Raw genomic sequence first — 22,225 nt, 5'->3', positions numbered from 1 at the left:
TTTACAGCCCCGTCTTTTATGCGATCGGCATATGAAAGTTATTCTCTGATGAGCAATGACTTTCCCGTCATCTCTTTCGGCTGCACCATTCCCATCATCTCTATGAGCGTGGGGGCAATATCTGCAAGGCAGCCTCCTTCTCTCAGTTTAAAGGCCGGATCGGCGTTCACGAGAATGAACGGAACCGGGTTTGTCGTATGCGCTGTAAACGGCTCTCCAGTCTCATCATCGATAAGCTGTTCCGCATTGCCGTGGTCCGCGCAGATAAACATCTGTCCGTCCACTTCCTTCAGTGCGTCCACTGCCATTCCAACACACTCGTCGATGGCTTCGATCGCCTTGATCGCTGCCGCTTCCACACCTGTATGGCCGACCATGTCCGGATTGGCAAAGTTGATGATGATGACGTCATATTTATCGGACTTTATGGCATCGACGAGCTTACCGCATACTTCATATGCACTCATCTCCGGTTTCAGATCATAGGTCGCCACCTTCGGTGACTTTACGAGGATTCTGTCCTCCCCTTTGTTTGGCTCTTCCACGCCGCCGTTGAAGAAAAATGTGACATGCGCGTACTTCTCCGTCTCTGCGATACGCGCCTGCGTCTTTCCGCTTGCTGCCAGAAATTCGCCGAATGTGTTCGTGATCTCATCTTTCACAAAAGCGACGAGCTTATTGCCGATCGTCACATCATATTCTGTAAAGCACACAAAGGTCGTCTTGATCCTGTCTCCTCTGTCAAACCCTTCAAACTTATCGTCACAGAAGGTTCTCGTTATCTCTCTTGCGCGGTCGGGGCGGAAGTTAAAGAATATAACAGAGTCTCCGTCCTTCACTGTAGCTACAGGCGCGCCGTCTTTCATCACGACCGCAGGCAGAACGAATTCATCTGTCTTGTCTTTGTCGTAGGAGGCTTGAATGCCTTCCGGCCCTCCTGACGCCGCTTCTCCTATTCCCTCGGCCATCGCGCGGTATGCCTTCTCCACACGCTCCCAGCGGTTATCCCTGTCCATGGCATAATAACGTCCCATAACGGTGGCGACTTCGCCGACACCGATCTCCTTCATCCTTAAGACGAGTTCTTCCACATATTCTTTCCCGGATGCAGGCGGAGTGTCACGGCCGTCCAGAAAACAGTGCACATATACTTTTTCAATGCCCTGCATCTTTGCCAGCCTAAGAAGTCCGTAGATATGCTCATTGTGGCTGTGGACTCCTCCGTCGGAGACAAGCCCCATCAAATGGAGAGATGTGCCGTTTTTCTTCACATTCTCACACGCAGCCAGCAGTGCTTTATTCTCAAAGAAATCCCCGTCCTGAATTGCCTTTGTGATCTTTGTGAGGTCCTGGTATACGATCCGGCCCGCCCCCATATTGAGATGGCCGACCTCAGAGTTTCCCATCTGTCCGTCCGGAAGCCCGACTGCCATTCCACTGGCATATCCTTTCACGAACGGGCATTCTGCCCTCAGCTTATCCATAACAGGTGTCCTGCCCTCTGCAACGGCATTTCCCTTCCTGCTGTCATTTAATCCGTATCCGTCAAGAATCATCAATACTGTTGGTTTTTTGCTCATATATTCCTCTCCTGCCATTTATTTTTTCCAGATTTTAATTTCACAAGGAAAAGCCACAGGAATCTGCTTCCTGCGGCTCCCGGTACTGCTTATTTATAATTTACGATTTTTCCGAAATCTGCCTTGAGGGAAGCCCCGCCTACAAGACCGCCGTCGATATCTGCCTGGGCAAATAATTCCGGCGCCGTAGCCGCGTTAACAGAGCCGCCGTACTGAATGCGGACCGCCTCCGCCGTAGCTTCATCATAGATCTCGGCGATACATGCACGGATGCCCGCGCACACTTCCTGTGCCTGCTCTGTTGTGGCAGTCTTTCCTGTGCCGATCGCCCAGATAGGCTCATAGGCTATAACTGCCGTCTTCGCCTGATCTGCTGTGACTCCCATAAAACCAACCTTGACCTGCTGGCGGATGAAGTCCATAGTCACGCCCTGTTCTCTCTGCTCGAGCGTCTCGCCGCAGCACATGATCGGTGTGATACCGTGCTCAAACGCCTTCAGCATCTTTTTATTTACAGTCTCGCTCGTCTCGGCAAAATATTCTCTTCTCTCAGAGTGGCCGAGAACCACATATGCTACGCCTGCGTCTGTGAGCATTGCAGGTGAGATCTCTCCGGTGTAAGCCCCGCTCTCCTCATAATACATATTCTCAGCTCCCACCTGGATATTGGTGCCCTTGCATGCCTCCACAACTGGAATGATATCTATTGCGGGAACGCAGAATACGACATCTGCCTCGTCGTTTGCCACGAGCGGCTTTAATTCTTCAACGAGAGCGACCGCCTCGCTCGGTGTTTTATTCATCTTCCAGTTGCCAGCTATAATTTTTCTTCTTGCCATCTTCCTACTCTCCTAATTCTCTTTTATATTTTATGTGCAGCGCGGTTGACATATCTGCCTGATTTTTACTTGTCGTTTGCCGCTGCTACTCCCGGCAGTTCTTTTCCTTCCAGGAACTCAAGTGAAGCGCCTCCGCCTGTGGATATATGCGACATCTTGTCGCCGTATCCAAGCTGGTTTACGGCCGCTGCGGAATCTCCGCCGCCGATGATCGTCGTGGCGTCCGTCTCTGCGAGCGCTTTTGCGACTGCCTCCGTGCCTGTTGCAAAGTTCGGCATCTCAAAGCATCCCATCGGTCCGTTCCAGACAACTGTTTTCGCGTCTTCTACCGCCTCTGAGAACATAGCTGCGGTCTCAGGTCCTATATCAAGACCTTCCCAGTCTGCCGGAATCTCTCCCGCTTTTACAACTCTGGAATTTGCGTCGTTGGAAAAATCATCTGCGATAACGGTATCTACAGGAAGGAGCAGCTTAACACCTTTCTCTTTCGCTTTCTTGAGCATATCCAGAGCATAATCACAGTAATCTTCTTCCAGCAGAGACTTTCCTACATTTCCGCCCTGTGCTTTGCTGAATGTGTAAGACATTCCGCCGCCGATGATCAATGTATCAACCTTATCCAGCAGATTTTCGATCACAGATATTTTACTTGACACTTTTGCCCCTCCAAGAATGGCGACAAAAGGCCTTTCCGGATTATTCACCGCATTGCCGAGGAAGTCGATCTCCTTCTGCATCAGATAACCTACGACCGCCGTGTCAACGAACTGGGTAACCCCTACATTAGAGCAGTGCGCTCTGTGTGCAGTGCCGAACGCATCATTGACGAACACGTCGCACAGGGAAGCCAGATCTTTGGAAAATGCCTCTCCGTTCTTCGTCTCCTCTGCCCGGTATCTCGTATTTTCAAGCAGGATTATCTCTCCGTCTTTCATGGCTGAAACGGCAGCTTTTGCATTTGGCCCTACCACTTCCGGATCTGCCGCAAATTTTACTTCCTGTCCGAGCAGTTCGCTAAGACGCGCCGCAACCGGCGCAAGAGAAAGTGAAGGCACAGCCTCTCCCTTTGGCTTGCCCAGATGGGAACAGAGAATCACTCTGCCGCCGTCCGCGGCCAGCTTCTTGATCGTCGGAAGCGCGGCTTCGAGACGGTTCTCATCTGTTATCTTCCCGTCGATAAGCGGCACATTAAAATCACATCTTACAAGTACTTTTTTCCCTTTTACATTGATATCATCCACTGATTTTTTATTAAGCATATGTTGGCCTCCGTTTTTTATATTGCATTAGAAGTAGATACCCACAGGCGGCAAAACCGGCTGCGGCCAGTCCTTAAGCAGCGTTTTGCCGCAGCAGGGCTGTAAAAAGGATCCGGCCCAATATAGACCGGACCCCTTTGTGAGTCTTAAAGCAGATTTATGCTAATTCAGAGAAGTATTTGATCGTTCTTACCATCTGGCTTGTGTAGGAGTTTTCATTGTCATACCAGGATACGACCTGTACTTCTGTAGTTCCGTTATCTAAAGGCAGTACCATTGTCTGAGTAGCATCAAACAGAGAACCATATCTCATACCGATCACATCGCTGGATACGATCTCATCTGTGTTATATCCGAAGGATTCTGTAGCTGCTGCTTTCATAGCTGCATTTACTTCGTCAACTGTCACTGTTCCGTCCACAACTGCTGTCAGTATTGTTGTAGAACCTGTCGGAGTAGGAACACGCTGTGCAGATCCGATCAGCTTGCCGTTCAGTTCAGGAATAACGAGACCGATCGCTTTAGCGGCGCCTGTGCTGTTAGGAACGATATTTACGGCAGCTGCACGTGATCTTCTCAGATCGCCCTTTTTCTGAGGTCCGTCAAGTGTCATCTGATCACCTGTGTAAGCGTGGATCGTGCACATGATACCAGACTTGATCTTTGCAAGATCGTTCAATGCCTGAGCCATTGGCGCAAGACAGTTTGTTGTACAGGAAGCAGCAGAGATCACTGTGTCTTCCGGTTTCAGTGTTTCGTGGTTTACATTATATACGATAGTTGGCAGGTCGTTTCCAGCCGGTGCTGAGATAACAACTTTTCTTGCTCCTGCTTTCACATGCGCAGATGCTTTTTCTTTTGATGTATAGAATCCTGTACATTCAAGGACAACGTCAACGCCGATCTCTCCCCATGGAAGTTCTTCAGCATTTGCTTTGGCGTAGATCTTGATCTCTTTGCCGTCTACGATGATAGAGTCATCTGTAGATTCTACTTTGTCAGCCAAAGCATATTTTCCCTGTGAAGAGTCATATTTCAACAAGTGAGCTAACATTTTTGGAGATGTCAAGTCGTTGATCGCCACTACTTCATACCCTTCTGCTCCGAACATCTGTCTGAATGCAAGACGTCCAATACGCCCGAATCCATTAATCGCTACTTTTACTGCCATGATTAATTCCTCCTAAAGTTTGTTTATTAACTGTTACACAGCCTTTATTCTTGAAATCCCTTAACATCGTTAAAGAATCATCAACCGTCTATAATTGTACTAAATTTGATACAAAAATTCAAGGGCTTTTACCATTTTTATGGAAGTTGCTTAAAAACAGGCTTCCTGCCGGAAAATTCTGTATAATATTTAAAGCCGCATGATCTCAGGATCTCTTCCGCCCTGTCAAAGCCGTACGCGATATGTTCCGGGCAGTGTCCGTCCGCCCCGACGGTGATCATCTCTCCGCCCAGTTCCCGGTAACGCTTCAGTACATCCGGATGGGGGTGTGCGAACGGAAGTCCGTATTTAAGTCCTGCAGTGTTCAGTTCCATCCCCTTGCCGTCGGTTATCAGCTGCCTGAGTATCTCATCAATGACATCGGCAAACGTGCGGTATGTGTATGCCTTCTCTCTTCCCGCGCCATAGCGCACCACGTAATCGAGATGACCAAGCACATCATAGTCTTTATAGGAACGGATATCTGTCAGTATTTCCTCAAAAGCGGTACGGTATGCCTCTTCATCTGTTCTTCCCTCAAAGAGTTTCCCTGTGGCCGGGTCGGTGGATTCAACGCTGTGTACGGACCCTATCACGAAATCAAACGGATAGGCAGCCGTGAACTTGCGGTAATAATCTCCAAGATACGGGCGCAGGCCAAGCTCCACCCCGATACGTATGTCCATCCTGCCGCTGTACTTCTCCTTTAGGGGGAGCAGCACTTTAAAGTATTCTTCCGGGTCGAAGATGCTCTCTTCCCCCCATTCCATATCATCCTTATCATAATGGTCGGTAAAACATATCATCTCAAGGCCTTTGTCTATGGCGCCGAGGATCATCTCCTCAGGCGCGGCTTTTGAATCGTGTGAAAACGACGTATGCATATGCACATCTGCTCTCATCATCTTTCTACTCATCTCCTATAATTGTTCCGCCGCCGAGAACATACTCTCCGTCATAAAGAACGACTGCCTGTCCCGGTGTGGCGGCCCGCTGCGGCTCATCAAATGTACAGACGATCTCATCCGGTCCGGTTTTTTCTGCCGTACACCATGCGCCTCTGTGGTTATAGCGGATCTTGGCCCACACTCTCTTTTTCTCCGGCAGTCCGCCGACAGACATGAAGTTTACGTTATCGGCCCTCACATATCTGGACATGGACTCTTCATTGCTCCCCACTACGATCTCGTTCGTCCCGGGTCTGATGTCAAGGACAAATACCGGGTGTCCGAGAGACAGCCCCAGACCCTTTCTCTGTCCCACCGTATAATGCACGATACCCTTATGCGTTCCGACAACGGTACCGTCGGAAGTGACAAAGTTTCCCGGAAGGCTTTTAACCCCGGCCTCTTTTTCAATATAAGAGGCATAATCCCCGTCCGGGACAAAGCAGATATCCTGGCTGTCCGGCTTATTTGCCACCTCAAGGCCAAGACTTCCGGCGATCCTGCGTATCTCTTCTTTTTCGTACATGCCGACGGGCATGAGGGTGCGCCTAAGCTGCTCCTGCGTCAGATTATAGAGCGCGTATGTCTGATCCTTCGTGTCTGTGGCAGAGACTTTCAGTGCGTATCTTTCGTTCGGAAGCTGTTCGATCCTTGCGTAATGGCCGGTAGCTATATAATCAGCTCCTATATCCATACTCCTCTTTAAAAGAGACTCCCACTTTACATACCGGTTACAGGCAATGCACGGGTTCGGCGTACGGCCATGCGTATATTCATCCACAAAATAATCAATGACATGTTCTTTAAATTCCTGCCTGAAATTCATCACATAGTACGGGATACCGAGCTGAGCCGCCACTCTTCTGGCGTCATCCACGGCGCTCAGACCGCAGCAGCCTCCGTTTTCTTCCTGCACCGCGCGCTCTTCTTCCTGCCATATCTGCATCGTGACGCCGATGACGTCATAGCCCTGTTCTTTCAACAAGTAAGCCGCCACAGAGGAATCAACTCCGCCGGACATCCCAACGACAACTTTTTTCTTTTCCATCCTGTTACCTTCGCCTAATATGCTTCTTCTTCCTCTTCTTCATCCTCATGGATATCTGACTTCGGTTTTTCCAGCCCTTCTATTTTGATGCCGTTTTTCTCTGCGTAGTCCCAAAGCGCGGCGTGGATCGCCTCCTCGGCCAGAAGAGAACAGTGTACTTTTACCGGCGGAAGACCGTCAAGCGCCTCCATAACAGCTTTGTTCGTCACCTTAAGCGCCTCTTCTATCGTCCTGCCTTTTACAAGCTCTGTCGCCATACTGCTCGTGGCAACGGCTGCGCCGCAGCCAAAAGTCTTAAATTTCACATCGCGGATAATATGGTCCTCATCTATGTCAAGATACATCCTCATGATATCTCCGCATTTTGCGTTTCCTACTGTTCCGACGCCGCTGGCGTCATCTATCTCGCCTACATTGCGCGGGTTCTGGAAATGGTCCATTACTTTCTCTGAATACATATCTGTTTTCCTCCTTCTGTGTCTGTCTTAACTATTTTTCTTTACAAAGTCTTCATACAGCGGCGACATCTTTCTGAGATGTTCCACAATTTCTTTTAGATTATCTATCACGTAATCAATATCTTCTTTTGTCGTCTCATCGCTCAGTGTAAGCCTCAGCGAACCATGCGCGATCTCATGGGGCAGCCCGATGGCAAGCAGAACATGAGAAGGATCAAGTGAGCCTGAGGTACAGGCAGAACCGCTTGACGCGCAGATACCTTTCATATCGAGCATGATCAGAAGAGATTCTCCCTCAATAAACCGGAAGCTGAAGTTGGCATTGTTCGGAAGACGGTCCGTCTTGTGTCCGTTTAGTCTGCAGTACGGGATCTCTTTCTGCACCCGCTCTATCATGTAATCTCTCAGCGCTGTTTCCCTGGCGCTGCGTTCTTCCATTGTTTTCACGGCCCGGTCTGCCGCTGTGCCGAGGCCTACGATGCCCGGAACATTTTCTGTTCCCGCCCGGCGCTTTCTCTCCTGCGCACCGCCGTGTACGAACGAACGGATCTTGACTCCTGTGCGGATATACAGGAACCCGATCCCTTTCGGCCCGTTTAATTTGTGTCCGCTGGCGCTGAGCATATCGATATGACACTCATCCACATTGATCGGCACCTGGCCGAACGCCTGTACAGCATCTGTGTGGAACAGTATCCCGTGTTCGTGGGCGATGGCGCCGATCTCTTTTATCGGCTGGATCGTGCCTATCTCGTTGTTGGCATACATTACCGATATGAGGATGGTATCCGGACGGATCGCATTTTTCAGTTCCTCCAGTTTAACGACACCGTCTTCGTCCACATCAAGGTATGTCACATCAAAGCCTTTGCTCTCAAGATATTCCCCTGTATGCAGGATGGCATGGTGTTCGATCTTTGTCGTGATAATGTGTTTCCCTTTGTGCCCATATGCTTCTGCCGTCGCTTTCAGTGCCCAGTTGTCTGACTCTGACCCTCCGGCCGTAAAATAGATCTCGCTGCTCTTTGCGCCGAGCGCGCGCGCGATGATGTCCCTCTGTGCTGTTATGACATCTTTATTTGCCGCGGCAAAGCCGTATACGCTTGACGGATTCCCGAATTTCTCCGTGAAATAAGGAAGCATTGCCTCCACAACCTCCGGCGCTGTCTTTGTCGTTGCAGCATTGTCCAAATATATGAATCGTCCCATTATTTTTTCCTCCTTTTTGTCTTTTATTTATTGCACTGGGGATTGGCACATTCCCCCTCGGGATTGACGCGCCTGCTCTCCAGAACTAATTCATCCAGTTTGATCTCATCTACCGTGTGGTTGATGTTGTCGTTGATCTTCTGCCAGACATACTTTGTCACGCAACCGTCCGATGCCATGCAGCCCTCTTCCGCATAGAACGCCGCGCACTTTACCGGCTCAAGACTTCCTTCCAGTGCACGCAGAACATCTCCGACCGATATGTCTTTCATATCTCTGGCCAGCACATATCCCCCTCCGGCACCACGTATACTTTTTACAAGTCCTGCCTTCTTCATAAGGCCGACCAATTGTTCGAGATACCGTTCCGATATCTCCTGCCTGGCCGCTATGCTGCTTATGGAGACAGGCTCTGTCTCCGCATACCTTGCCAGGTCGATGATCGCCCGCAGGCCGTATCTGCCTTTTGTAGAAAGCTTCATGCTATCACCTTCTTTTTTAATTCCTAGTATTTTACTGGGATTTATCTTTCTGTAGAATAACACTTTTAAATCTGTTCTGTCAAGCATATATCCTGAATATCTTATAACGATATCCCACAGGAGTTAATTATGTCCAGAAAACGTGCCATTATCAAAGGAACTTTCATCCTTACTCTCACCGGTTTTGCCACCAGATTTATGGGCTTTTTTTACCGGATTTTTCTGAGCCATACTTTCGGCGAAGAAGGCGTCGGGCTCTACCAGCTCATTTTCCCCATCTATGCCCTGTGCTTTTCCCTTACTTCCGCCGGAATTGAAATAGCCCTGTCCCGCTGCGTTGCCAAACGCACTACGCTCGGCCAGGAAAAGGAAGCAAGGGAATTATTGTACACAAGCATTATATTTACTGTGATAATTTCCTGTATCACTACTCTTTTGCTGCAGAAATACGCATGGTTCATCTCCTCCGCATTTTTGAAAGATGAGCGCTGCGCCGAACTGCTCGTTATCCTGTCGTACGCGTTTCCTTTCGCGGCGGTCCACAGCTGTATATGCGGTTATTATTTTGGCCTTAAGATGACGGGCGTGCCGGCCACATCCCAGCTCATTGAGCAGGTGGCCAGGATCATGTCCGTGTATCTGATCTACGTATTCGGCCAGAAGAACGGCATCACCTTCGGTATCTCGATCGCTGTGGCCGGCCTCATTGCCGGCGAAGTCGTATCCTCGCTCTTCTGTCTGAGAGCCATCACCGGTAAATCCATGTCCATGCGGAAGATCCGGCCCGGCCTCCCCTCCTTCGGCAGAAATATAAGGGAGCTTCTCTTTCTGTCCGTCCCGCTCACCGGAAGCCGGGTGCTGCTCAACGTCCTCCAGAGCGTGGAGGCCATCTCCATCCCGCTTAAGCTTCAGGCGTACGGCATGACGAACAAGGCCGCGCTCAGTACATACGGGGTGCTGACCGGCATGGCGCTTCCGTGCATCATGTTTCCTTCCGCCATCACCAATTCTATCTCAACCATGCTCCTCCCGACCGTGGCGGAGATACAGGCGCTCGATGACCAGCGGGAGATGTCCGCCATTATCAAAAAAGTCGTCTCCTGCTGTGTGCTGCTTGGAAGCGGCTGCTGCGCCCTCCTCCTCCTGTCCGGAAGCTGGATCGGCACCTTCCTGTTCCAAAGCCCGGCAGCCGGAAGCTTCATCGTCACCCTCGCCTGGATATGCCCGTTCCTCTATACGGACAATACACTCATCAGCATCATCAACGGGATCGGGAAGACGACGCTCTCCTTTGTCATCAATGCCATCGGCCTGCTCATCCGCATCGGAAGCGTGCTCCTGCTCATCCCGGTGTACGGGATCCGCGGCTACCTGTGGGGACTGCTGGCAAGCCAGCTCTGCATCTTCCTGTTCTGCATCTTTTATCTGTATTATTATCTGACAATTCGCAGAAAGGTGCATAGGGGTCAGACCCCTGCCGGCAAAGGGGTCTGACCCCTATAAAAATTCCCGCACTATTTTGACAATTTAAAGGCCGATGCGCAAGCACCGGCCTTATATCGTCTACGTATGTCTGATCATACTGGGCGTTATTTTCTGCTCCCCATCTGTCTCTTCGGAGTATCTTCGGATCACTTTCCAGAATCCCTGTCTGCTCATATAGGCCCCCCTCACGTTAGGGAACAGCACTTCGTCCTGTTCCCTGCGTATGAGCTTTCCCCTGCCTTCTTCCAGATACCGGCGGAGCGCCCCGAGGCTCGGTCCGTCCAGCGGATATGCGTTCTGGTTGCCCGGAAAATGACACTGCACATACCCCAGCTCCAGCTTAACGTCTTCTGTCCGCAGTTTTATCAGTTCTTCCACAAGAATACCCGTACAGCGCAGCACTTCTATCATGGCTCTGTCGCGCAGCGCCTTTGGCGAACCGCCTTCGGGAACGGACAGTATTTTGTCTATATCTTCTCTCCGGGCGCTCTTTGGCAGTTTTCTCTCCACCTTCGGCGCCTCCATCATCTCGGTGATGTCGTCCTCTATGATTTTTTTCCGGAAAAGATACTGGTAAAACCCGCGGACCACCGCCGCATTTCTGGCGATGGTGGCGCCGCCAAGGCCATTTTTCTCAAGAAAGAGCAGAAAAGAGTTCAGCGTCGCCGCCGTTGCATCCTCAAACTGTTCGATTCCGTGCTCTCTCAGATATCCGTACATCCGCTCCAGGTCTCTTAAATACGCGGATCTTGTGTTCGCAGAGATGTGTTTTCTCGCCTCAAGATACTCTATGTATTCTTTTACTCTTATCTCCATTCTTTTCTCCTTCGGCTTTCGCGGCGCATACAGCTTATACAGCCAGACCATGGCACGCCTTTCTCTTTAAAGGGTTTTCAGGAACATTTTCATCAGCACCGGATTGACATAACATTCGAGGACAATGCCAAGCGCGATCAAAAGCAGAAAACAGACGGTCTTCGTAAGGTTCCACTTGGATTCCGGATAGGAAAACAGGTACCAGAGCAGAACGACATAGCCTGCGATATAAAAGGCAAACTGCGGCGTCATGGCCAGAAGGCACAGTACGATCCCCTTAATTCCCATCTTCATAATAGCCGACGTCATGATCATACCGCACGAAAAGCCTGTCCAAAGCAGAAACGCGACAACGATCCCTTTCCTGAATCTGGTGCATCCCAGCGCAAAGAGCAGTATGACCGGCATCATCCGTATACGGATAATATACCACGCATACTCCGCCATGCCGATATCCGTCTGGGCATACTCGTTTAAAAAGAAATCATTAAAAATACCCATACTTGTTATGTAGTCTTTCGACACAATATTGGCATACAGGATTCCAATGAAAAAACCCAGCATACAAAATAAAACAAAAAACTTTTTGTTTTCCCGTATCCTCACAAATACTCCTCCTCTTGTCAAGATACTTCATTATATGCCGGGTCTTCTGATATATTCTTATTATATGTCTGCATCCCTCATCTGGCAGGGGCATTCTCCGTCACCGGAGGTACCTGTCTTCATAGGCGAGCAGCGCTGCGACGGTCTTGGAATCTTCTATTGTACCGTCATAGATCATTCCTTTCAATTCATCGAGACTGTACGGCCTGACAAGTACATACTCGTTCTCATCCAGATCCTGCACAGACATTGTCAGGTCTCTTGCCACATAGATTTCGATCCGCTCGTCACAGTAGGCGACTGTAGGCCGTATCGTTATGAGCCACTCCAGCTGTCCCGCCCTATAGCCCGTCTCTTCCTCCAGCTCTCTTCTGCTGCACTCGATGCCTGCTTCTCCTGCCGCGTCCAGCTTTCCGGCTGGCATCTCCAGCGTCTCCCGCTCCAGCGCGTTGCGGTACTGTCTCACCATGAGGATCCTTCCGTCGTCAAGCACAGGCACGACCGCTGCCGCCCCCACGTGATGAATATAATCCCAGCCGGCTCTGTTTCCATTAGCAAATTCCATCGTATCGTTATAAACTTCCAGGATCGCTCCCTTATAGACGAGCTCTCTCTTTATCCGTCTGACTTCACCACTCATGACGCGCCCTGCCTTTTCTTTTTTCTTTTTCTATAACCTACAGAGAAGTCACAAAATCCTCTATCCGATTCAATCCCTTCTCTATGCCTTCCATGGAAATAGCATAGGACAGGCGCACGAAATTGTCAAATCCAAAATCCTGGCACGGCACGACAGCCACGCTGTAATCTTCAATAAGAATCTCCGCCGCCCTCGACGCCGTTCCGATGCGGACTCCCTTATAGGACTTTTCGAGAACATTCGTGAAGTCCACAAATGTATAAAACGCACCTTCCGGCTCCAGACACTCTAACAAAGGCATGTTCTGCACACGCTCATACATATATTTTCTTCTGGCATCAAACTCTTTTCTCATGGCCTCCACTGCATCCTGCGGGCCAGAAAGCGCCTCCAGCGCCGCTTTCTGTGCGATGGAGTTCGGGTTGGACGTCTGATGGCTCTGAATACTCCCCATAAGCTTCGCGATCTCGACACTGGAACCGGTGTAGCCGATCCTCCATCCCGTCATGGAATAGCTCTTCGACAGACCGCTGCATGTGATCGTCCTCCTGTAGATCTCCTCTCCGAGAGACGCGATGCTAACATGCTTCTTCTCCCCGTAGATAAGATATTCATACATCTCATCCGCAACGACATAAAAGTCGTTTCTGACAGCCACGTCCGCGATCGCGCGCAGTTCTTCTTCCGTATATACCATGCCCGTCGGATTGCTCGGCGTATTTAAGATCAAAGCCTTTGTCCTGTCTGTGACCGCGTCCTCGATCTGCTTTGCCGTCACTTTGTAGCCCGTCTCTTTTGTACCGTAAATAACGACCGGCACGCTGTCGCATAATTTGACGATCTCCGGGTAGGTCAGCCAGTACGGAGCAGGTATGATCACCTCATCACCCGGATTTGTGATCGCCTGGAATATATTCGTGAGAGAATGCTTTCCGCCGTTGCTGACGACAATCTGATCCGGCGCATAATCAAGGCCGTTAAACTCCCGGAATTTGCTGCTGATGGCTTTTTTGAGCTCCACAGTACCGGATGCCGGGGTATATTTTGTAAATCCGGACCGGATGGCACGTATCGCAGCCTCATTAATATTATCCGGTGTATTAAAATCCGGTTCCCCAGCTCCAAATCCTACTACATCAATCCCTTCTGCCTTCATCGCCTTTGCTTTTGCCGTGATCGCAAGTGTAGATGACGGCTTTACTCTAGCCGCCTTTTCTGATAATGTTAACGCCATTGTTCCATCCATCCTATCTTTTCATATTTTATTAAACATTCTAGTTATTCATTATAGTATAAGATGTTTCTATTTGCAAGATTATTTTCCAATATATTCTTTTTCCCGATCGCTTCAACGTTATTACGGCGTTGATATACTATTTTTGCAATTTCAAGCATTCAATCCTGCATATCCATTGCCGCATCTCATCTTATACGGCTGTTCCCTCCGGTCAGTCGAACCAGGCATGGCCGTGCTGTCTAAGCATCTCATCCGCTTCTTTTGGCCCTGCAGTCCCTGGTTCATAACTATACACCGGAAGACTCCCGCTTACATACTGCTCCCGTATAGCATCCACGTACTTCCAGCTCGTCTCGATCTGGTCCCACTGTGAAAACCAGGAGCGTTCCCCTCGGATACATGCGCCGAGCAGCCTCTCATATGCCTCCGGCGTATTCATCTGGTTGATATAAGAGCAGCTCTGACAGAAATCCATCTTCGCCTGTATGATCTCATCCGCCTCACCCGGCCTTTTTATATTGAACTGAAGATATACGCCTTCCGTCGGCTGTATCTTGATATTAAGAATGTTCTGCGGAACGCCGGGAACCGGACTCTTAAATACAACTGCCACCTGCATCTCCCGCTTTCTCAGCTTCTTTCCTGTTCGGATATAGAACGGCATGCCTCCCCACCTGTCATTCTCCACAAAAAGGCGCAGCGCCGCATAAGTCTCGGTCGCAGAATTCTCATCCACCGCCTGCTCCTTCCGGTATCCGCCGTACTGTCCGAGCACCATACTGCCGGCAGCTGCTTCCGGCATGCAAAGTGCCTTCAGGACCTTCATCTGTTCCCGGTGCATCTCTTCCACCCCCGGCCCCTCGGGCCGTTCCATGGCAACGATCGTCAGTATCTGGAACAGATGGTTCTGCATCATATCTTTCAGCGCGCCGCTGTGGTCGTAATATCCGCCCCGCGTCTCAACGCCGACTTCCTCAAGCGCAGAGATCTGAATGCACTCTATATGGCCCGCATCCCATATATTGCTGAAGATAGGATTGGCAAACCGGATCGTCTGTATATTCCTGACCATCTCTTTGCCAAGATAATGGTCGATGCGGTATATGTGGTCCGGCCCGAAAAACGCTTCCATCCTCACGTTAAGTTCTTCTGCGGCCAGAAGGTTCTCTCCGAACGGTTTCTCGATAACCACCTTGCCGCTCCCGGCTCCGTGTACACTTTTAAGCCCCTGCACGATCGTTCCGAAAAAGCGGGGCGCAACCGCAAAGTAAAAGATATGGGCCCTGGCGCCGATCTCTGTGTAAAATGCATCGAGTCCTCTATACTCATCCTCGTCGGTAAAATCCATGCGGTAATACACGATACGCTCCGCCAGTTTATCGTATATCTCTTCACGGTAGGTAAGGCGCGCGAACTTTTCCACCCACTCTCCCGCCAGCTTCCGGTAAGATTCACTCGTGTAATCTCTCCTCCCGATCACGACGATCCGGCCATTGAGCTGCTCATTGCCTGCCGCCGCCATATTATAAAGCGCCGGGATCAGCTTACGGAAAGTCAGATCACCGGTACCTCCGAATATGGTAAAAGTCTGTTCTTTATTCATTGTCCTGCCCCCAGTCGTGATGGAATACGCCTTCTCGGTCTGTCCGTTCATATGTGTGCGCCCCGAAGCAGTCTCTCTGCGCCTGAATAAGATTAGCGCCCGTCGGCGTTCCTCTGAACGCATCGATATAAGCTTCCGCCTGGCTCATGGCCGGCAGCGGAATGCCATTTTGAATGCCAAGACACAAAATACTCTGAAGACTTCCTTTTCCGCTGTTGATACCCTCCAGGAAATAAGAGTCCAGCATCAGATTTGAAAGTTCCGAGTCGTTTTCAAATGCTTTTGTTATGTCATCCAGAAACTGCGCCTGAATGATACACCCCGCCCGGAATATGGAAGCGATCCTGCCATAATTGAGGTCCCATCCATATTCGGAGGAAGCGTGGCGCAGCAAGTCAAAGCCCTGGGCATATGCCACGATCTTCGCTGTGTACAGCCCTTTCCTGACGCTCTCGCCAAAGGCTTTCTTATCCGCGGCAGGCTGTTTCGCAGCTTCTTTTATGAGCGCTTTCGCCGCGTTTCTTTCCGCAATTCTGTTTGACATGATCCTGGCGTTGCACGCGGCTGTGATCATGGAAACGTTTACTCCCTGTTTCAGAGACTCCAGACTCGTCCACCGTCCGGTGCCTTTCTGCCCGGCGCTGTCCAGTATGTGGTCCACCAGCTCTCCCTCGGCATAATCATCCGCCTCCCGGAAAATCCTGGCTGTGATCTCTATGAGATAGCTTTTCAGCTCCCCTTCATTCCACTCTTCAAACAGGTCGGCAAGTTCTTCATTCGTATAATTTCCTGCATATTTCAGCAGTAAATACGCCTCCGCGATAAGCTGCATATCCGCATACTCAATTCCATTGTGCACCATTTTCACATAATGTCCGGCGCCGTCAGGCCCCATATAGGCACAGCACGGTTCCCCCTGCGCTTTTGCGGCAACAGCTTCCAGAACAGGAGCAATATGTCTGTAGGCAGACTCCTCCCCTCCAGGCATGATGGAAGGACCGAAACGCGCACCGTGCTCTCCCCCCGACACACCGGTTCCAAAATAGTATATGCCCTCTGCCTTCAGCCGCTTTTCACGCCTTCTCGTATCCTCAAAGAATGAATTGCCCCCGTCCAGTATCATATCTCCTTTGTCCAGAAGCAAAACGAGCTGGTCGATCACCATATCCACCGGCTTTCCCGCTTTCACCATTATGAGGAAACGTCTCGGCCGTTCCTGGGAAGCAACGAGTGTCTCCAGATCATAAAACGGCACAAGGTTATCATGCGGGTGCTCCTTCACCAGTGCATCCGTCACCTCCCGGCTTCTGTTATATCCTCCAACTTTAAATCCATGGTCCGCCATATTAAGAGCAAGGCTTCTGCCCATAACCGCCAGACCAATCACGCCTATATCTGTTTTCTGCATCATATATTCCTCCTTCATCAAAATTTCTATTGTCTTATGACCAGAGATACCCCCTCCGGCATGCTGATACGGCTTTGGATACCGGTGATCCTGCCGCTTTCTCTGTTTCTTTTCATGCTGACTATGCCTCCGGAAAAGCGGTTGGCCACAAGAAGATGCCCTCCTTCTCCCGTCAGGACGAAATCTCTCGGATGTTCACCGCCGCTGGACACATGTTCCAGCACCGCCGCCTTCCTGCCGCTAACGTCCACAACTGTAAGCAGATCCAGTCCGCGCACCGATATATACAGGAAACGTTCATCCTCCGCAAGGCGCACTGCCGCGGCAGAGGCCTTCTGTTTATTCTCACCCCCGGCCGTCTTTGCCGGAAGCACAGACAGCTGCTGACGGAGCAGAAACGTATTGTCCTGCACATCAAATATAAACAGCTCATTGCTCCACTCACTCACCACATACAGCTTTGAATGGGAATGATCAAATACACCATGTCTCGGCCCGCTTCCGTCCGGAAACTGTATCGTACCGGCAGTTCTGAAACCGTTTCTCCGGTCAAACAGCCGTATCACATGCTGTGTGAGGCACGGGACCATGATGTACGCCCCATGTACTATGACCTGATGGCATCCCGCTTCTCTGCCGTTTTCTATCCTTCCTGCAATGACGGGTCCATCTTTTCCCATATGGTATACCATGACCGTGCCGTCATGATAATTGGCTGTGTACGTGAACTCACCGTCCTGCAGGATAAAGCACGGCGTATCCTTCTCCTCCAGAATCTCTCCTACGCGCTTTGCCGCCTTATCCTTCAGACTGACAAAACAAGTACCCGCCCGGCCTTCCTTCTCCACAGGAAATGCAAGCATATCTCCCGACAGAGACACCCACTTTGCATTGCCGGCCTCATAAAAAAGTTCCGGTTCTGTCATCTCTGCGTTTTCTCTGTTGAACAAAAAGCGGTACACGCCTTTACTTTTCTCGGAAGTATACGTTCCGGCATAGACTTCCTGCCACAGTCTCTCCTTCTTTATCACATCCGTATTACTACATATCTTTTTTCTGTCTTCTTCCATCACAGCCTCCATACACGAGTAAATTCCGGCAGAACACCGCTTATATATACAGTCCTCTTTTCACAATCTTTGACAGACAGTATAAATGTATGCCTCCGGATACTGTAATTATAATTATTACAGTATAGAATGTCAAACGTTACTTTTTTAACGCTAAACAAAGGGTGCAGCAGAGACGTTATATGTGCATGCCGGTATTCTCATTGTAACAGGAATTTATTTGTATAAAGAAAGGATGTTCAGACATGCAGGATTTCATTCTTAAAATAAAAAACGTGTCAAAAAGAATGGGGAGCGGTGACGGCAAATAATTTAAGTACATCTTCCGTATGTTTTCTTCTGTTCTCCAAATACTAACTGGGGAGGTGAGCACTGTGGAGAAAGAATATCAGATAGCAGACATCTCATCTGACTGTATAAAAGAAATAAACGAACTTCAGGAAAAGCTGAGACAACAGACAGAAAAAGATATCGTACTCATAGCATATAAGCCGGCTGAAGAATAAGAGCCGGCTTATATGATTTAACTCATTATACACCTTTCAGGTATATTGTACACGTATGTTTCAGGGGCTTTTTAACAAAAAAAGAGAACTGTCCCGCTGATCTCTCAACGTGACAGTTCCCTTCAACATTTATCTTCTACTTGGCATAGTCAGTAACACGTGATTCACGGATTACATTGACTTTGATCTGACCGGGATATTCAAGCTCATACTCTATCTGCTTCGCTATATCTCTGGCCATCAATACCATGTCTGCATCAGATACCTGCTCTGGAACTACCATTACACGAATCTCTCTACCTGCCTGAATTGCAAAAGATTTCTCAACACCTTTAAACTGATTGGTGATATCTTCTAATTGTTTTAACCTGTTTGTATATGTTTCAATTGTTTCTCTTCTCGCACCCGGTCTGGCCGCAGATATGGTATCCGCTGCCTGTACAACACATGCGATCAAAGTTTCCGGTTCTACATCCCCGTGATGGGCCTCTACCGCATTGATGACCGTCGCAGATTCTTTGTATTTTCTACAGAGATCCACACCGATCTGAATATGTGAGCCTTCCACATCATGATCAATAGATTTTCCGACATCGTGCAGAAGACCTGCTCTTTTCGCCACTCTGACGTCAAGACCGATCTCTCCCGCCAGAAGACCTGACAGCTGTGATACCTCAATAGAATGCTTCAGTGCATTCTGGCCGTAACTTGTTCTGAATTTCATCCGTCCTAAAAGCTTGATAAGCTCCGGATGAATTCCATGTACGCCGACCTCGAGAGCTGCCGCCTCTCCTTCTTCACGAATCATTGTCTCTACTTCTTTCTGCGCTTTCTCTACCATCTCCTCAATTCTTGCCGGATGTATACGTCCGTCAACAATCAGCTTCTCAAGCGCTATTCTTGCCACTTCTCTCCTTATCGGGTCAAAGCCTGACAAGACAACGGCTTCCGGAGTATCATCGATAATAAGCTCTACGCCCGTAAGCGTCTCCAGGGTACGGATATTGCGTCCTTCCCTTCCGATGATCCTTCCTTTCATTTCATCACTTGGAAGCTGTACAACCGAAATTGTAGTTTCCGCTACATGATCTGCTGCACATCTCTGGATGGCGGTGACGACATATTCCTTTGCCTTCTTGTCCGCTTCTTCCTTCGCCTGCGTCTCCAGCTCCTTGATCATTTTAGCGGTATCATGTTTAACATCTTCTTCAACAGTTTTTAACAAATATTCTTTTGCTTGTTCGGAGGTAAGTCCTGAGATTCTTTCTAGTTCCTGTACTCGCTGCTTACTCAGCTCTTCCACTTTCGCTTCGCGCTGCTTAAGCTGTTCTTCTTTTGCTGCGAACCCTGACTCGCGCTTCTCGATAGCCTCTGACTTCTTATCCAGTGCCTCTTCTTTGGAAAGGACTCTTTTTTCATAACGCTGCAATTCTGCTCTGCGTTCTTTTGTCTCTTTTTCAAGCTCATTCTTGTTCTTGATAGACTCTTCCTTGATTTCCAAGAGAGACTCCTTTTTTTTGGCCTCGGCTGTCTTCACCGCATCGTCAATAATTTCTCTGGCCTTGCTTTCCGCATTTCCAATCTTGGATTCTGCATTCTTCTTCAGATTGGAGACCGTAACAAAATGACTGACTGCCGCTGTTATTATAACAAGCACCACGGCTACAGCAATTACTATTCCTATCGGCACAGGAGCACCTCCTTATTTAATTTTCATTGTACAAATACAACACTTAAATTTTATACTGTTTTCACAAAGATGTCAAGCATTCCACTCAGAAACTTGTATTACTTGACGGATGTCGTCATAACTGAATCCCCTGCGTGTCAGAAAGCCCATGATTCTGCGCTTTTCCTCGTCTTTTGCCGTGGCGGGATCATACTTCTTCTTTTCCAGGATCTTCCGTATGGCTCCACAGGAATCCTCTTTTTCATAACAGTCTTCCATAGCCGCCTCTATCTGTTCCTTTGGAATTCCTTTCCGGCAGAGTGCCGCATATATTTCCCTTCTGCTCTTTTTATCTTTCCTGCCGGCTATAAATCTTTTCACATAGGCTTCGTCATCGATATAGCCGAAAGACTTCACATAATCCACGGCCGCGTCTATCATATCTTCCGTGTATCCTCCCTGCCTCAGCTTCGTCCTCAACTGTCCTTCCGTCCGGTCCATGTCGCTTAGCAGGTGCATGGCCTTAAGCTTTACCCTCTTTAATATAACTTCTGTCCGGATCGTCTCATATGTCTCCTCTGTGATCTCAGCGTCTTCCGCTATAAGATAACGGGACAGCTCGCCTTTATACAATATAAAGGCAAACTGTCCGTCCACATATATCCGGTATCTCGTCTTTGTCACAGGCTCTATCTTTGTGACTGTCATTGTTATTTATCCTCTTCCTTTTTCTTGGATTCCTTCTTCTTGTCTTCCTGTTCTCCGGCCTCTTCTGCCGCTGCCTGCGCGTCCTCACCAAGGTGATAATGGGCCCGTATCTTCGTCTCTACCGCCTCCAGTATATCCGGATGCTCCGCAAGATAAATCTTGGCGTTTTCACGCCCCTGTCCGATCTTATCTCCATTGTATGCATACCATGCGCCGCTTTTATTGATCACATTGATGCTGGCTGCCAGATCCAGTATATCCCCTTCACGGGAGATGCCCTTTCCGAACATGATATCAAACTCGGCTTCTTTGAACGGCGGCGCGATCTTATTCTTTACAATTTTGACCCTTGTGCGGTTGCCGACCATCTCTCCGCCCTGCTTTAATGTCTCGATTCTTCTGACATCCATGCGGATAGAGGCATAGAACTTGAGCGCGCGTCCTCCGGTAGTTGTCTCCGGATTGCCGAACATGATGCCTACCTTCTCTCTCAGCTGGTTGATAAAGATCACGACACAGTTTGATTTACTGATCACAGGTGTCAGCTTTCTAAGCGCCTGGGACATAAGTCTGGCCTGAAGCCCCACATGACTGTCCCCCATATCGCCTTCGATCTCCTGTCTCGGCACAAGCGCCGCCACAGAATCGACAACTACGATATCCATCGCGCCGGAACGCACCATTGTCTCTGTGATCTCAAGCGCCTGGTCGCCGCTGTCCGGCTGTGATATGTAAAGTTCATCGATATCAACGCCTATGTTGCCGGCGTATACCGGATCCAGCGCATGTTCCGCATCTATAAAGCCCGCTATCCCTCCGCGCTTCTGCACTTCCGCTATCATATGGAGCGCCACCGTCGTCTTACCACTTGACTCAGGGCCGTATATCTCCACGACACGTCCCTTCGGAACGCCGCCAAGCCCAAGGGCAAGGTCAAGGCTCAGCGAACCGGTCGGTACAGTCTCCACCTGCACCTGGGCTGCCGGATCACCCAGCTTCATGACCGTGCCTTTTCCAAAATCTTTCTCTAGTTTCGATATCGCTGCATCCAGCGCTTTTTTCTTATCATCACTTACCATAACATGCTCTCCTTCTCGTCACCGAACGAATGTTCGTTCCTCGATTAATATAGTATTATAATTGCCGCCAAATGTCAATATGAAAATCAACAAAATATAGGCAAAAATGAAAGAATATTTCTGCTTTTCTCTTCTTCCTGATCAAAATGTGGTCTTTGCCAGAAACGGCTGTGATTTTTCAAAAAAGGCATACCGCCTTGTCAAGACGCCGGAGCAGTGACACTGCTCCGGTGGTTAATGTGTGAAAAATACGTGTATAAAAATATATCTGACCGCCTGCTCCCTCCTTTCATACTCCTGAGATTATATAAAGAAAAGACCAGCCTCCAAACGATTCTTCCATGCTGTCATTATAAAAGAATCTTT

The 22,225-nt window shown here is 49.3% G+C and carries 21 protein-coding genes; 2 read left to right on the top strand and 19 right to left on the bottom strand.

The window, feature by feature from the left end; all coding sequences use genetic code 11:
* Positions 1-38 precede the first annotated feature (38 nt).
* The 9 genes from gpmI to LAJLEIBI_RS07850 all read right to left on the bottom strand — a co-directional run bounded on the left by gpmI (position 39) and on the right by LAJLEIBI_RS07850 (position 9,032).
* Positions 39-1,580: a 2,3-bisphosphoglycerate-independent phosphoglycerate mutase gene (gene gpmI, locus LAJLEIBI_RS07890; RefSeq protein ID WP_040435229.1), complete on the bottom strand. Its 1,542-nt coding sequence runs from the start codon at positions 1,578-1,580 to the stop codon at positions 39-41.
* A gap of 89 nt (positions 1,581-1,669) precedes the next feature.
* Complete coding sequence (tpiA, locus tag LAJLEIBI_RS07885) at positions 1,670-2,419, bottom strand: triose-phosphate isomerase (RefSeq protein ID WP_006444151.1); 750 nt, start codon at positions 2,417-2,419, stop codon at positions 1,670-1,672.
* Positions 2,420-2,484: 65 nt separating this feature from the next.
* Complete coding sequence (locus LAJLEIBI_RS07880; RefSeq protein ID WP_006444150.1) at positions 2,485-3,678, bottom strand: phosphoglycerate kinase; 1,194 nt, start codon at positions 3,676-3,678, stop codon at positions 2,485-2,487.
* 157 nt (positions 3,679-3,835) lie between these two features.
* Positions 3,836-4,849 carry a type I glyceraldehyde-3-phosphate dehydrogenase gene (gap, locus tag LAJLEIBI_RS07875; protein WP_006444149.1) on the bottom strand — a complete coding sequence of 338 codons (1,014 nt, stop codon included), beginning with the start codon at positions 4,847-4,849 and terminating at the stop codon, positions 3,836-3,838.
* 137 nt (positions 4,850-4,986) lie between these two features.
* The gene (locus LAJLEIBI_RS07870; protein WP_006444148.1) at positions 4,987-5,805 is read right to left on the bottom strand and encodes a histidinol-phosphatase HisJ family protein; all 819 of its coding nucleotides are present in this window, start codon (positions 5,803-5,805) and stop codon (positions 4,987-4,989) included.
* Positions 5,798-6,883, bottom strand: a complete 1,086-nt coding sequence (gene mnmA / locus LAJLEIBI_RS07865; RefSeq protein ID WP_006444147.1) for a tRNA 2-thiouridine(34) synthase MnmA — start codon at positions 6,881-6,883, stop codon at positions 5,798-5,800. Before mnmA ends, LAJLEIBI_RS07870 begins: the two co-directional genes overlap by 8 nt.
* A 14-nt stretch (positions 6,884-6,897) precedes the next feature.
* Positions 6,898-7,341, bottom strand: coding sequence for a Fe-S cluster assembly scaffold protein NifU (nifU, locus tag LAJLEIBI_RS07860; RefSeq protein ID WP_006444146.1), 444 nt, complete (start codon positions 7,339-7,341; stop codon positions 6,898-6,900).
* 27 nt (positions 7,342-7,368) lie between these two features.
* Positions 7,369-8,550, bottom strand: coding sequence for a cysteine desulfurase NifS (nifS, locus tag LAJLEIBI_RS07855; protein WP_006444145.1), 1,182 nt, complete (start codon positions 8,548-8,550; stop codon positions 7,369-7,371).
* A gap of 23 nt (positions 8,551-8,573) precedes the next feature.
* The gene (locus LAJLEIBI_RS07850) at positions 8,574-9,032 is read right to left on the bottom strand and encodes an RrF2 family transcriptional regulator (RefSeq protein WP_040435227.1); all 459 of its coding nucleotides are present in this window, start codon (positions 9,030-9,032) and stop codon (positions 8,574-8,576) included.
* Between the two features lie 129 nt (positions 9,033-9,161).
* Here LAJLEIBI_RS07850 and LAJLEIBI_RS07845 point away from each other — a divergent pair, with 129 nt between their 5' ends.
* Positions 9,162-10,526, top strand: a complete 1,365-nt coding sequence (locus LAJLEIBI_RS07845) for a polysaccharide biosynthesis protein (protein ID WP_006444143.1) — start codon at positions 9,162-9,164, stop codon at positions 10,524-10,526.
* Positions 10,527-10,595: 69 nt separating this feature from the next.
* Here the strand turns inward: LAJLEIBI_RS07845 and LAJLEIBI_RS07840 are convergent, their stop codons facing one another.
* The 7 genes from LAJLEIBI_RS07840 to LAJLEIBI_RS07810 form a co-directional block, all read right to left on the bottom strand.
* Entirely contained in the window at positions 10,596-11,333 is a 738-nt protein-coding gene (locus LAJLEIBI_RS07840; RefSeq protein ID WP_167534361.1) for a site-specific integrase, read from the bottom strand.
* 66 nt (positions 11,334-11,399) lie between these two features.
* Positions 11,400-11,897 carry a hypothetical protein gene (locus LAJLEIBI_RS07835; protein WP_006444141.1) on the bottom strand — a complete coding sequence of 166 codons (498 nt, stop codon included), beginning with the start codon at positions 11,895-11,897 and terminating at the stop codon, positions 11,400-11,402.
* A gap of 142 nt (positions 11,898-12,039) precedes the next feature.
* The gene (locus LAJLEIBI_RS07830) at positions 12,040-12,579 is read right to left on the bottom strand and encodes an NUDIX domain-containing protein (RefSeq protein WP_006444140.1); all 540 of its coding nucleotides are present in this window, start codon (positions 12,577-12,579) and stop codon (positions 12,040-12,042) included.
* A 37-nt stretch (positions 12,580-12,616) separates the two neighbouring features.
* Complete coding sequence (locus LAJLEIBI_RS07825) at positions 12,617-13,813, bottom strand: pyridoxal phosphate-dependent aminotransferase (RefSeq protein WP_040435223.1); 1,197 nt, start codon at positions 13,811-13,813, stop codon at positions 12,617-12,619.
* Between the two features lie 214 nt (positions 13,814-14,027).
* Positions 14,028-15,419, bottom strand: a complete 1,392-nt coding sequence (zwf, locus tag LAJLEIBI_RS07820) for a glucose-6-phosphate dehydrogenase (protein WP_006444138.1) — start codon at positions 15,417-15,419, stop codon at positions 14,028-14,030.
* Positions 15,412-16,827, bottom strand: a complete 1,416-nt coding sequence (gndA, locus tag LAJLEIBI_RS07815) for an NADP-dependent phosphogluconate dehydrogenase (protein WP_040435222.1) — start codon at positions 16,825-16,827, stop codon at positions 15,412-15,414. Before gndA ends, zwf begins: the two co-directional genes overlap by 8 nt.
* A gap of 26 nt (positions 16,828-16,853) precedes the next feature.
* Positions 16,854-17,897, bottom strand: coding sequence for a lactonase family protein (locus LAJLEIBI_RS07810; RefSeq protein WP_242654918.1), 1,044 nt, complete (start codon positions 17,895-17,897; stop codon positions 16,854-16,856).
* A 374-nt stretch (positions 17,898-18,271) separates the two neighbouring features.
* Between LAJLEIBI_RS07810 and LAJLEIBI_RS18680 the strand changes: the two genes are divergently transcribed.
* A complete protein-coding gene (locus LAJLEIBI_RS18680; protein WP_278141758.1) occupies positions 18,272-18,403 on the top strand; it encodes a hypothetical protein in 132 nt (43 codons plus the stop codon).
* Between the two features lie 136 nt (positions 18,404-18,539).
* Here the strand turns inward: LAJLEIBI_RS18680 and rny are convergent, their stop codons facing one another.
* The 3 genes from rny to recA all read right to left on the bottom strand — a co-directional run bounded on the left by rny (position 18,540) and on the right by recA (position 21,859).
* Positions 18,540-20,093 carry a ribonuclease Y gene (gene rny, locus LAJLEIBI_RS07805; RefSeq protein WP_006444131.1) on the bottom strand — a complete coding sequence of 518 codons (1,554 nt, stop codon included), beginning with the start codon at positions 20,091-20,093 and terminating at the stop codon, positions 18,540-18,542.
* A gap of 72 nt (positions 20,094-20,165) precedes the next feature.
* Complete coding sequence (locus LAJLEIBI_RS07800; protein ID WP_006444130.1) at positions 20,166-20,780, bottom strand: regulatory protein RecX; 615 nt, start codon at positions 20,778-20,780, stop codon at positions 20,166-20,168.
* Positions 20,781-20,782: 2 nt separating this feature from the next.
* Complete coding sequence (recA, locus tag LAJLEIBI_RS07795) at positions 20,783-21,859, bottom strand: recombinase RecA (protein WP_006444129.1); 1,077 nt, start codon at positions 21,857-21,859, stop codon at positions 20,783-20,785.
* Positions 21,860-22,225 lie beyond the last annotated feature (366 nt).

The sequence above is a fragment of the [Clostridium] hylemonae DSM 15053 genome, from assembly GCF_008281175.1.
GTDB lineage: Bacteria > Bacillota > Clostridia > Lachnospirales > Lachnospiraceae > Extibacter > Extibacter hylemonae.
Note: the sequence above shows the minus strand (reverse complement) of the source record. Positions and strands in the feature narration are given on the sequence as shown.